This window comes from Streptomyces sp. NPDC059909 (assembly GCF_042730885.1).
Lineage (GTDB): Bacteria > Actinomycetota > Actinomycetes > Streptomycetales > Streptomycetaceae > Streptomyces.
Window position 1 is genome coordinate 1 of the sequence record NZ_JBHWKX010000132.1, and the last position, 10,990, is coordinate 10,990.

General features: G+C 67.3%; 10 protein-coding genes and 3 pseudogenes. 8 read left to right on the plus strand and 5 right to left on the minus strand.

Translation table 11 applies throughout. From position 1 onward, the window contains the following. Window positions 1-141: 141 nt before the first annotated feature. Window positions 142-210: pseudogene (locus ACFV9O_RS38245) on the plus strand (MarR family transcriptional regulator); the annotation flags it as partial. 54 nt (window positions 211-264) lie between these two features. Here the strand turns inward: ACFV9O_RS38245 and ACFV9O_RS38250 are convergent. Together ACFV9O_RS38250 and ACFV9O_RS38255 are read right to left on the minus strand one after the other, a co-directional pair. Beyond that, the gene (locus tag ACFV9O_RS38250) at window positions 265-1,773 is read right to left on the minus strand and encodes an MFS transporter (RefSeq protein WP_385427103.1); all 1,509 of its coding nucleotides are present in this window, start codon (window positions 1,771-1,773) and stop codon (window positions 265-267) included. Between the two features lie 230 nt (window positions 1,774-2,003). Beyond that, window positions 2,004-2,418: pseudogene (locus tag ACFV9O_RS38255) on the minus strand (TetR/AcrR family transcriptional regulator); the annotation flags it as partial. A gap of 232 nt (window positions 2,419-2,650) precedes the next feature. On the opposite strand from ACFV9O_RS38255, the gene ACFV9O_RS38260 reads away from it, so the two are divergent. From ACFV9O_RS38260 to ACFV9O_RS38270, 3 genes are all read left to right on the plus strand, one after another. Next, window positions 2,651-3,016 carry a toxin Doc gene (locus ACFV9O_RS38260; protein WP_385427106.1) on the plus strand — a complete coding sequence of 122 codons (366 nt, stop codon included), beginning with the start codon at window positions 2,651-2,653 and terminating at the stop codon, window positions 3,014-3,016. 916 nt (window positions 3,017-3,932) lie between these two features. Further along, complete coding sequence (locus ACFV9O_RS38265) at window positions 3,933-4,418, plus strand: DUF2975 domain-containing protein (protein WP_385427109.1); 486 nt, start codon at window positions 3,933-3,935, stop codon at window positions 4,416-4,418. Then, on the plus strand, window positions 4,418-4,639 hold the full coding sequence (locus ACFV9O_RS38270) for a helix-turn-helix transcriptional regulator (protein WP_010981499.1): 222 nt from the start codon (window positions 4,418-4,420) through the stop codon (window positions 4,637-4,639). The genes ACFV9O_RS38265 and ACFV9O_RS38270 overlap by 1 nt, the downstream gene beginning before the upstream one ends. 602 nt (window positions 4,640-5,241) lie before the next feature. On the opposite strand, the gene ACFV9O_RS38275 is transcribed toward ACFV9O_RS38270, so the two are convergent. Beyond that, window positions 5,242-5,541 (minus strand): hypothetical protein, encoded by a 300-nt coding sequence (locus tag ACFV9O_RS38275; protein WP_385427112.1) that lies wholly within the window; start codon window positions 5,539-5,541, stop codon window positions 5,242-5,244. Between the two features lie 295 nt (window positions 5,542-5,836). Then, window positions 5,837-6,850: an NADP-dependent oxidoreductase gene (locus ACFV9O_RS38280; RefSeq protein WP_385427115.1), complete on the minus strand. Its 1,014-nt coding sequence runs from the start codon at window positions 6,848-6,850 to the stop codon at window positions 5,837-5,839. A 110-nt stretch (window positions 6,851-6,960) separates the two neighbouring features. Here ACFV9O_RS38280 and ACFV9O_RS38285 point away from each other — a divergent pair, with 110 nt between their 5' ends. Both ACFV9O_RS38285 and ACFV9O_RS38290 read left to right on the plus strand, forming a co-directional pair. Beyond that, window positions 6,961-7,554 carry a TetR/AcrR family transcriptional regulator gene (locus tag ACFV9O_RS38285; RefSeq protein WP_385427117.1) on the plus strand — a complete coding sequence of 198 codons (594 nt, stop codon included), beginning with the start codon at window positions 6,961-6,963 and terminating at the stop codon, window positions 7,552-7,554. Between the two features lie 408 nt (window positions 7,555-7,962). Further along, a pseudogene (locus ACFV9O_RS38290) lies at window positions 7,963-8,149 on the plus strand (transposase); the annotation flags it as partial. 327 nt (window positions 8,150-8,476) lie between these two features. Here the strand turns inward: ACFV9O_RS38290 and ACFV9O_RS38295 are convergent. Beyond that, the gene (locus ACFV9O_RS38295; protein ID WP_385427119.1) at window positions 8,477-9,418 is read right to left on the minus strand and encodes a helix-turn-helix transcriptional regulator; all 942 of its coding nucleotides are present in this window, start codon (window positions 9,416-9,418) and stop codon (window positions 8,477-8,479) included. 775 nt (window positions 9,419-10,193) lie between these two features. On the opposite strand from ACFV9O_RS38295, the gene ACFV9O_RS38300 reads away from it, so the two are divergent. Beyond that, entirely contained in the window at window positions 10,194-10,319 is a 126-nt protein-coding gene (locus ACFV9O_RS38300) for a hypothetical protein (protein WP_385427122.1), read from the plus strand. Between the two features lie 31 nt (window positions 10,320-10,350). Beyond that, a complete protein-coding gene (locus ACFV9O_RS38305) occupies window positions 10,351-10,821 on the plus strand; it encodes a VOC family protein (RefSeq protein WP_385427125.1) in 471 nt (156 codons plus the stop codon). Window positions 10,822-10,990: the final 169 nt, after the last annotated feature.

Below are 10,990 nucleotides of genomic sequence, written 5' to 3' on the forward strand. Positions count from 1 at the left end.
CCCCGGCGCGACGACACCCCGTTACAACAAAAGCGATCAAAAAGGACACCGAGAAGACCAAGGGGCGCAAGAAGAAGGGTTAAATCTCAAGCTGAGATCCGCTGATGAAACCCGCAGCAGTTGACAACCCCAGAGCAGTAAAAAACCCTCGGCGAGATCATGGAGATCGTCGCCGAGGGTCTTCAGCCGAACGAAGCGGGTGCGGAGCTCACTCAGGGAGCCTGGGCCCGGGATGCGCGTCCACGATCAGGGGGACCCGGTGCCTCAGTGAGCGATCACCGGCACCGCCACCTCGTCCTCGACGCTCTCGCTGCTCGCGTGGCCGGCGTTGACCAGGGTCACGACGATCAGCGCGGCGAGCACCAGCATGCCGACGGCGAACCAGATGGCGTTGGTGTAGCCGTGCACCGCGCCCTGCAGCTGAACCAGCTGCTGCTGCGGCTTCGTCGTGGCGCCGGTGATGTGGTCCTTGACGTACGCGGTCGTCGCGGAGGTGGCGATCGTGTTCAGCAGGGCCGTGCCGATCGCGCCGCCCACCTGCTGCGAGGTGTTGACCATCGCGGAGGCGACACCGGCGTCCCGGGGCTCGATGCCCAGGGTAGCCAGGGACATGGCGGGATTGAACGTCGTACCCATGCCGAGACCGAGCAGCACCAGCGCCGGCAGGACGGTCGAAGCGTACGACGAGCCGGTCTCCAGCTGCGTCAGCAGGAACATGCCGGCCGCGGCCACCAGGAAGCCGGGGCCCATCAGGAACCGGGCCGGGACGCGGGTCATCAGACGCGTGCCGATCTGGGTCGAGCCGACCATCATGCCCGCGACCATCGGCAGGAAGGCGAACCCGCTCTTGATCGGCGAGTAGCCCTTCACGACCTGCAGGTAGTAGGTCAGGAACAGGAAGCTGCCGAACATCGCGATGACCGCGATGCCGAGGGAGAGGTAGACGCCGCCGCGGTTGCGGTCGGTGACCACGCGCAGGGGCAGCAGCGGGGCCTTGACCTTTGCCTCGGTGAGGACGAATGCGAGCAGCAGGGCCACCGACGCGACGAACAGGGAGATGGTCGTGGTGTCGCTCCAGCCATCGGACTCGGCGCGGGTGAAGCCGTAGACCAGCGAGACCAGGCCCAGGGTGGACAGGACGACACCGGGGATGTCGAGCGGGGAGCGGTTGCGGCCGCCCTCGGGCTCACGGACGACGAAGTAGGCGCCGGCCGCCGCGACGATCGCGAACGGGATGTTGACGAAGAACGTCCAGCGCCAGTCCAGGTACTCGGTGAGCACACCGCCGAGGATGAAGCCGACGGCGCCGCCGCCACCGGCGATCGCGCCGTAAATGCCGAACGCCTTGGCGCGCTCCTTGGCGTCCGTGAACATCACGGCGAGCAGGGAGAGCGCGGCGGGGGCGAGCAGGGCGCCGAAGACGCCCTGGAGGGCGCGGGCGCCGAACATCGTCGCGCCGTTGGTCGCCGCGCCGCCGAGCGCGGAGGCGGCGGCGAAGCCGATCAGGCCTATGACGAAGGCGCGCTTGCGGCCCCACAGGTCGGCCACCCGGCCGCCGAACAGGAGCAGACCGCCGAAGGCCAGGGCGTAGGCCGTGACGACCCACTGCCGGTTGCCGTCGGAGATGCCCAGGTCCTGCTGGGCGGAGGGCAGGGCGATGTTCACGATGGTGGCGTCGAGGACGACCATCAGCTGGGCGAGCGCGATGAAGACGAGCGCTTTCCAGCGGTTGGCGTGCGCGTCGCCGGGAGCCTTGGAGGCTGTTCGAGGCATGGAGCTATCCACTTCGGGACTTCGTAAGGAAAAGGAAAGAGGCTGGCTGAAGGTGACTGAGGGCGTGAGGGAACGGCTCGTCCACGTCGACGGCCGACGGCTTCGTCGCGAGTGAAGACCCCGGCACGGCCCCGAACCCATCGGCCGGGTCGGGTCGGGTCACATCGGTGCTCGCGCGGTGCTCGTCTGGCCTGAACCGGTCGGTCCGGTCAGGTCTGGCTCGGTGCAGGTCAGGCTTGGCGCAGGTCCTCCATGGTCACGGCCACCCCCGGCAGGACGGATCGGGCCGGAGCCCGCGGCCCGTCCAGGAACAGCTGAAGATGACGGTGCACGAAGCGGTCGACGCTCAAGCAGGCCGTGCCGGCCGGGGGCCGGCTGAGCTGGGCCACGGCGACCAGCAGGTCACCGACGCCGACATCGGTGCGCAGGAGACCGGCCGCCTTGGCCCGGTCCATGAGCTCCCCGACGATCCGCTCGGCTCGTTCCCGAAGGGCCTCCAGGTCGGGGTGATGCTCGTCGAAGGTGCTGGAGACCATCGGGCACAGGACACTGATCCGCTCGTCGGCAACGTGCGCGAAGCACTCCAGCATCGCCGCTCTCCGCGAGGACCTCCTCCGCCGCCCGCACCGTGCGATCCATGACCGAACTGCGGAAAATCCACGGCAGTCACGCAGGACGCCCCTTCACTTGAACTTTCATGTCACACCCTAGGGCAACGACACATGAAGATTCAAGTCTGAGCTCCGATGCACGAACGTTCACGCCAGACAGACTCGATACATGCGGTGAACAGCCTTCGCACTCGAACGATCAGCCCCGCTGGCTGACCCCGGCGGAGCTGGCCGCCGGCATCGGTGAAACGCAACTGGGGGCCGGGATGCGGGCGGCCTGGCTTCTGGACGTGCAGGAACTCGCTCTCGGCAACGAGGACGTGACGGTTTCCGACTATTCCGGGTTGGTGGCGGCTGGCACGCGCCACAAGACGCGGATGCCGACGCTGAAGGCCTCCGATCCGGATGCCGCATGGCGTGCGGCCGCGCTCTTGCACACCATCGTCCGCCTGGAGCCACTGCCGCATCGCAACAGCCTGTTCGCGGCCATCGTCGCTGCCCAGTACATGGACCAGTCCGGTGAAGGCATCGACCCTCCCTACGGGGCACTGCCTGATCTCGTCCGGAAGATCCGCGAGACCCGCCTGAGTGTCTATGCCGTCGCTGACCAGCTGCGCGCCTGGAGAGTCTGACCCGTCGGGCCCACGACACAGATGGAACCCGAGGGCGCCGCGGGGAGCTGTGCACGCGGGGCCGCACGCGGGCCTCGATGTCCGGGTGGGCGGCGCACTGCTGCGCATGGCAGCGGCAGGAGGCGCTGGAGCGGAGCGTGGCCGCCTTGGCGTACGCGCGCATGGCTCGCTGTATCCGCTGTATCCGTAGCCGTTGTCCAGCACGGGTGGACCACATGGGGTGGGCGCGAACCGGGCCAGGCCCTCGACGGCGGCCAGGCCGTTCTCCCCCGCCGTCAAGCGCAACGAGGGGACGACGCCCAGCCGTGGCGGCCGGGGACGGTCCAGAACCACACCGAGGGCACCCCGTCCGCTGCCATGCGCTGCGTCCGAACTCGTATGTGGCCCGGGGTGATGGGCGTCAGCTGTGCCTCCAGCGCAATCCGGCGGCCGCCGGCTGAGGCAAGGACGTCGGCGCGCCAGGCACGGCCGGGGCCGCTCACCTCCAGGTCGGCTGTCCACCCCGCGGCCCGGGCGGCGGTCGCCAGTTCCAGTTTTCCGAGTGCAGACGCATTCGGAACGCTTCTGAGCAGTAGCTTTGCGTCACGGAGGCGTCAACGACTTTCCTCAGGCAGGTCCTTCCGGGCTCGCGGACGTTGAGTTGCAGGAGTGTTGAAGGGGCGAGAGTGTCCGGTGATCGGCTTGACGCGGAGTGGGTGCGAGACAGGGCTTCGGCGTAGTCGGGTGGCGTCCGTTTTGTGCTCAAGCGAGGCCGACTTCGACAAGATCAAGACGGTTCGCGCAACCGCCATGCCATGGGAGGGGGCGGCGGCGCCCCGTCACGGTGCGAACCCGCCGCCCCACCCTCCGCCCCAACCCTTGCTTTACCTATCGAGATTCGATAGATTCCCATCGTAACTCGATGGAAGGATGGGTCGTGGGGAAGCTGACAGTGCGTGCGCTGCGCGCCGTGCTCGCGGTGGTGCTCGCCGGCACCGTGTTCGTACAGGCATTGATGGTGTGGGCGTTGGCCACCGACCCGGAGGACGGGTCGCTCCCGCTGACCCCGCTGCGCGTGATCACGATCCTGGGCATGGTGTCGGCCCAGGTGGCCCTGGTATGCGTATGGCGGCTGGTGACGATGGTGCGACGCGGAACCGTGTTCTCCCACGCCGCCTTCCGGTACGTGGACGTCGTGATCGGCGCGATCGTGGCGGCTGCCCTGTTGTGGTTCACGGTCACAGTCCTCAATGCGCCGGGCCAGCGGGCCGACCCGGGCGTCACCGTCATCATGGGCGGAGTTGGCCTGGCCATCCTCGGGGTCGCACTCATCGTGCTCGTGCTGCGGATGCTGCTCGCCCAGGCCGTCGCGCGCGACGTCGAAGCGGCGCAGATGCGGGCCGAGTTGGACGAGGTGATCTGATGCCGATCGCCGTCGACATCGACGTGATGCTGGCCAGGCGGAAGATGTCCGTGGGCGAGCTCGCGGACCGCGTAGGGATCACGCCCGCCAACCTGGCGGTACTCAAGAACGGCCGCGCCAAGGCGGTGCGCTTCGCGACGCTCGCCGCGCTCTGCGAGGTGCTCAAGTGCCAGCCGGGCGACCTGCTGCGCTGGGAGGCCGAGGACGCCGCGGGCGGATGACGTGCCCCAGGGCCGACGTGAAAACGCCTGGCACCACTGGACCCGTGACACGACACGTGGACCGCATGGACGTGGATCGCCGATCACCCGCAGCACCGTCCCGACCCCGTTGGGCAGATTCAGGTTGACCCGCACCGCACCGTAATCCTGGACTCTCGTTCGGGCTCGGCAACCCGTCCAGGAAGCGATTCGGTCGAACCACTTCCTGGACGGGTGAGACGTGTGACGGACGAACTTGACCCCCGAGGGAGGGGTTGGCCGGCGGATGGGTCACCGGGTGACTCCCGGCTCTGAGAAGTCGTCACCGCAGTTCCCCATGAACTCGCCATGGATCAGGCCCGAATGGGACGGCGACACTCGCGTCTACACGGCGAACGGTGAGCTCAGCTTCTGGTGAGGGCGGCGGCAGAAAACACTGCTCCCTGCCACCTGGGGTGAGAGATTCGCCTACGACGTGACACGGAAGTAGCCATAGAGGCAAACCCGTTCCGAGCCCTTCACCAGGCACACGTCGAGGGTGTACTGATTGTCTTCGCCGAGGTCGCCGGTCTGCCACGGGGTCGTGTAGGGGGACGGGTGTCCCTGCGTGGAAGCCTCGCGGATCAGCCACCCCGGCGCCGAGACGGACCCCTTGACGCCCCACCCGTCGGCGCGTCGTCATTCGCCCGCAACGCGTCTCCGGGGTCGTTCCCCACCGGGTCCGCGTTCCAGTTCACGTATCCGGCGTAGTTGCCGTCGGCGTAGAGGTAGACGACCACCGATTTCCCCGACTGGTACCAGCTCGACTGGTAGGTGAGCCGGGGCGCTGCCGCTGCGGTGCCCGCACCAGTTCCGAGGGAGACACCGACCATCACGGCGGTCGCCGCCAGCAGGGTGGCTATCCGCTTCCTCCAGTTGGTCATTCAAAGCCCTTCCGCATCAGAGCGATCAAAGTAGGTCGTGACCTTAGACCCCCATGGCCACCATGCCGACACGCGCGCTCGCAGGAGGTACTGGCCCTCTCCGCGCACGAGCATGGTCACAACCCGACGGCTGGACGGCTCCGCCATCCTCATGGGGAAACGTGACTGTGGGGGTGGAAAATTACGTGACGCCCAACCCGCGCGGCATGGGGAAATACTTGATCGTCGACAGCGTCTCGATGGCCACCGGTGCCCCGCGGACGAGCGCCGGACGCGTCGGTGAGACGGCTCGTTCCTAAGCGACCGTGAGCACGATCTTGCCCTGGATGTGCCCCCGGGCGACGCGCTCGTGCGCCGCCCGGGCATCCGCGAGCGGGAACGTGCTGTCGATCGCGACGCGAATCTTCCCCGCGTCAACCAAGCTCTCCAGTTCGGCGAGCTGCGCGCCGCTCGAGCGGACCGACACGGCCGTGACCGTGACACCCAGCTCCGCGTTCTCCTCGTCGTCGAACTGGCCGAAGTACACCGGGTAGAGGGACCCGCCGCGCTTGAGGGTGCGCAGGAAGCGCCTGCTGTTGGGACCCCCGACGGCGTCCAGGACCAGGTCGACGTCACGAACGACCTCCTCGGGCCGCTCCTTGGTGTAGTCGATGAACTCGTCGGCGCCGAGCTCGCGCAGGAACGCCTCGTGGGCGCCGGAGGCCACGGCGATGACGCGGGCCCCCTTCCACTTGGCCAGCTGGAGAGCGAGGTGCCCCACGCCACCGGCAGCGCCGTTGATGAGCACCGTGCTCTCGCTGTCGAGTGCCATCGGGCGGTGCTGGGCCTCTTGGAACGGCGAGGGATGATCGTGCCCGAGCTCGATCAAGAACTGCCACGCCGTCAACCCCGACATGACCAGGGCGGCGGCGTGCACGTGGTCGATGCCAGCCAGCTTGCGGGCGAGGTCGGACGCCGGCGCGGTGACGTACTCGGCGTACGCGCTGCTCTGGAGAACGGTGGGGAAGCGCAGAAGGCCGATCACCTCATCTCCAACCGCGAAGCCGTTGACGTCGGCGGCGACGGCTTCCACGACGCCTGAGACGTCGGTCCCCGGAATCAGGGGGAGATGGAACTGGGGCCTGATCTCGGGGGGTATGTCGGGCATCCCCTCGCGCGCGTACCGGTCAGGAGGGTTGACGCCGACCGCGTGCACGCGCACGAGCACCTCACCCGGCCCCGGCTCGGGAACCGGCACCTCCTCATGACGCAGCACCTCAGGGCCGCCGAACTCGTGCAGCCGGATCGCTCTCATGGTCTGTTTTGGCACAGCTCTCTCCTGCGTCTCTCGCGGGGTAAACTAAGTGAACCAATGGTCCGTTTTACCGGACCACTGGTCCGAATATATGGACCACTGATCCGGATAGTCAAGAGGGACAGATGCGGGCCGACGCCAGGAAGAACCGCGACCACCTGCTCGCAGTAGCGGGCACCGCCATCACCGAGCAAGGCGTCGACGTGTCACTGCGCGACATCGCGCGCAGGGCCAATGTCGGGCTCGCGACGCTGCTGCGTCACTTCCCGACGCGCGAGGCGCTGCTCGATGCCCTGCTCCGCACGAACTTCGACGAACTGACGGCAAAGGCAGGCGAGCTCGAGACATCGAGCTCGCCCGAAGACGCTCTTGTTACGTGGCTACGCGACTGCGTCGCGTGGACAACCGAGTATCGGGGCGTGACCGTTCTGATGGCAGCCGCCATCGACGACACCGAATCCGCATTGCACGCTTCGTGCGTCACCCTGCGCGCAGCCGGTGCGCGGCTCCTCACCCGTGCCCAGGCCGCGGGCATGGCGCGCAGTGATATCGATGGCGCCGATTTGTTCGCGCTGGTAGCGGCGCTCGCTTGGCTCGGCGATCAACCCTCGCTCGCGCCACGCGCCGATCGGCTCTTCGAGGTTGTCGCGAGCGCGATTCTGACAACTACAAGGAGCAGCTATGCCGAGGAGGAACGTCGCCCTCGGGCCTGCAGATGAACCGTCTCGCTTGCGGACCAGCGAAACTCGGCCGCGCGCCCCCCGGGAGCGGACCGCGACCGCCGCGAAGCGGCTGAACGTAGACCTCCGAATGGCGGCGAGAGGAGACGACGCGCGCAGGGGGCCACGGGCTTGAGCGCCACCGAGAACGGACGCCGTGCTTGCTGCGGTTGTTGTCGGCACCGACCTGTTGGCCTGCGTCAGCCCGGCCAACATCGACGACCGGGACGGCGCCGAAGTCCTGCTCTGCCAAGCAGCCGACGTGTTCCCACGCCTGCAGCACATCTGGGCCGGTCAGGGCTACCGCGGCGCCGAGTTCTATGCCGGGTTCCTGCGGGCCACGGGCATCACCGTGCAGACCACGAACGCCGGAGCATCGCCCGTGCGGTCCCCTCCTGCACCGTCGTCCAGCATCGTTGGGTGGTAAGAGCGGACGTTCGCCTGGCTGGGACGATGCCGACGCCTGTCCAAGGACTACGAATACCTCCGCGTCAACTCGGAGAACCTGGGGTCATTGATCGGAATATGCCGTGGAAGAGGCAAGGCATCTCCTTGCCTCGTTAGCGGTCCCCGCGGCAAGTTTCAACGGGGGTGATACGGGGGCGCGTCGCGAGCCGTCAGGGCGAGCCGCGTGGGGGCACCCGACACACCTCCGACACCGTCTGTGCCGCTGGCGCCCTTCTATGGAATCCGCCGCAGGTCAGAAAGTTATGCGGTGTGATTGACGCAATCTCCCGCCCGCGCCGCCCATCAGGCGAAGCGCCTGGTGCGGTACGGGCGGACCGCGGAGGCGTCGGCCAAGGCCGGCACCTCGTCCGCCGCGACGGGCGAGACGGTGACGCGGAGCAAATGCGGCATTGCGGCCGGTCCATGTGAATCCTGTATGGCGGCCCATGAGGGGGCGGCGGTAGACCGTCTGACATCAACCCTTTTCCCGGTGGACTTCGAACTGACGGTCAGACAGCCCCTCGGGACTGCTCGCGGAACCTGCATGTACCGAGGTGTCCAGGTCACCGATCCGACCGGCGAGGGTGCGCAAGGCTTCGGCAGACGGGGAGCCGGGTTGGGCCATACTCACGAACAACCACTGGTCCGGGTCCCCGGGAAAGATAAGGGTCTCATAGTTCAGGGTGACTTCGCCGAGCAGGGGGTGCCGGTAGTGTCTGGTGCCGTGGGAGAACTCCTCCACATCGTGCGCGGCCCACCATCGGTGAAAGTCTTCGTCCGCGGCCGACAGCTGATCAATTAGCTCGGTCAGTTGCGGATCGTTCGGATGCCGACCCGCATACAGGTGCAAACCTGTGACAATCATGTGGGCGGCCATGTCCCAGTCAATAAATAGCTCACGCGCCGCAGGGTCGAGAAATATAAATCGCGCCATATTGCGCTCGCGGGCCGGCATGGCATCGAAATCGACATATATCGCGCGAGCCATTCGATTAAGGGCAAGGACGTCCATGCGGCCGTCCAGGATCATGGCAGGGACATCCCGAAGAACCTCAAGCAGCGCGTACGCACCCGGCCGCACTCGCCGCGGAACGGCGGGCCGGCTCACTCTGGCCACGGACTGCGGTCTGGCCAGGTGGAACAGATGCGCACGCTCGGCATCATCCAGCCGCAGAGCCCGGGCTACGGCCTCCAACACCGCTTCCGAGGCGTTGGCCACCCGTCCGCGTTCCAGACGGATGTAGTAGTCCGCGCTCAATCCGGCCGAGAGCGCAACCTCCTCACGGCGGAGTCCCGGAACACGGCGACTCGCCCCCGGCGTGACCCCGGCCTGCTCGGGAGTCACCCGGGCGCGCCGCGAGCGCAGAAAATCGCTCAGCTCTTTGTTGTCACCTGAACCGGACGATGCTTTGGCCATATATTGAGGCTAGCCCTCGACGCGCCATCCCGGCAAACGCACAGTGGAATAATGCGGCCGCATAAGCCACTCCCCGTCAGCGAGGAAGAGAGCTTTTAGAGCAGCCACCCGGCAAAAGCAAAGTGGAGTCGCTCCGCTTACCGCCAGACCAGCGAGTGACGTCGACTAAACAGACGCTTTCCGAATATAGTCTTGGCGATTAAAAAGCGGATTCGGGATCGCCTCAATACCCTGATGCGTTGTTGCGAAAGTGGGCCGTCAAGGAAGTTCTGGGGAAGCAGGTGCCCATGCGCCCGGCACCGGCTCGCCTTCCACGTCAATCCGGCTGCGGTACCTGCCAATACCCCATCCACGCGGGATGTGATCATGCTCCCGGGACATGCGGAAATGCGTCGGCTGAGGCTGCGTGTACCGTCACGGCCGCACAGGCGGTCTGGCGGCCGCTGCCGCGGGCTGCCCACACCGGCCACGCCCGTTGGGCCCACAGACCATCTCCGGTCAGGGCCCAAGTGGCGGGCGCGCATGTCCTCGCCGACGGCGGGGCCGGCGGTGGAGCCGAATGCCTTGCTGTCGTCCAGGCGTCGGCCCGTGGCCGCGTCGACGGTGTTTTCGCCGTTTCCGCCTCGACGAGGATCAAGCTGCGTTGTCCCGAAGCCTGCATTGGCGGTTACTCAGCGACAGGGAAAGGGGGCCTGCCAGTACCTGGACCAGTAGGCCATGGTCGAGTTAGGCCTGCTTGACCGCCCCCAGGTGCCTTTCCGGCTGGTTCTCTGGATTGCAGGTCAGCACAAGGCCCGCAGGACACGCAGGCCTCGCCGACCTCGCCGACCTCGCCGACCTCGCCGACCTCGCCGACCTAGGCGAAACCCCGTTCGACGGTCTGGTGACGCATTGGGCGTAATCCACCGACGTCAAGAACCAAGGACATCCCCATGAATCTGAAGCTCGAAATGATCGTGCTGCCCGTCTCCGACATCGACCGGGCCAAGGCCTTCTACGAGAAGGTCGGATTCCGCCTGGACGTCGACTACACGGCCAACGAGGACTTCCGGGTCGTGCACTTCACGCCGCCCGGCTCCGAGTGCTCGATCATCTTCGGCAAGGGGATGACCCCCATCGCACCCGGCTCCATCCAGGGCCTGTACCTCATCGTCTCCGACATCGAGAAGGCCCTCGCGGAGCTCACCGGCCGCGGCATCCAGGTCAGCGAGATCTTCCACGACGCAGGCGGCCTCTTCCACGGCCACGAGGGCGGGGACGTCACCCACCGCGGCCCCGGCCAGGAGCGGCTGGCCGGCCTGCACCCCGAGCGCGCCTCCTACGGCTCCTACGCCACCTTCAGCGACCCGGACGGCAACGGCTGGGTACTCCAGGAGGTCTCGCAGCGCCTCCCCGGCCGCTGACAACCCCACAAGCCACCGTCCACGGGCTGCAACGGGCCGTGTCCGGCCCGGATGACAGCCGGTCCGGCCCAGCGGTTCTCGCGGTCCGGGCCGAAGGCCGGCACCGGACCGCCGGGCGAGCGCAAGGGTGGGTGCTCTCCGCCGCCCGGCGGTCCGGCTGCCACAGGGC

Bases quoted from the DNA above. Each gene is read 5' to 3' on its own strand.
- ACFV9O_RS38250 (WP_385427103.1), bottom strand. From the start codon at position 1,773: ATGCCTCGAACAGCCTCCAAGGCTCCCGGCGACGCGCACGCCAACCGC.
- ACFV9O_RS38260 (WP_385427106.1), top strand. From the start codon at position 2,651: ATGCGGGCGGCCTGGCTTCTGGACGTGCAGGAACTCGCTCTCGGCAAC.
- ACFV9O_RS38270 (WP_010981499.1), top strand. From the start codon at position 4,418: ATGCCGATCGCCGTCGACATCGACGTGATGCTGGCCAGGCGGAAGATG.
- ACFV9O_RS38275 (WP_385427112.1), bottom strand. From the start codon at position 5,541: ATGACCAACTGGAGGAAGCGGATAGCCACCCTGCTGGCGGCGACCGCC.
- ACFV9O_RS38285 (WP_385427117.1), top strand. From the start codon at position 6,961: ATGCGGGCCGACGCCAGGAAGAACCGCGACCACCTGCTCGCAGTAGCG.
- ACFV9O_RS38295 (WP_385427119.1), bottom strand. From the start codon at position 9,418: ATGGCCAAAGCATCGTCCGGTTCAGGTGACAACAAAGAGCTGAGCGAT.
- ACFV9O_RS38305 (WP_385427125.1), top strand. From the start codon at position 10,351: ATGAATCTGAAGCTCGAAATGATCGTGCTGCCCGTCTCCGACATCGAC.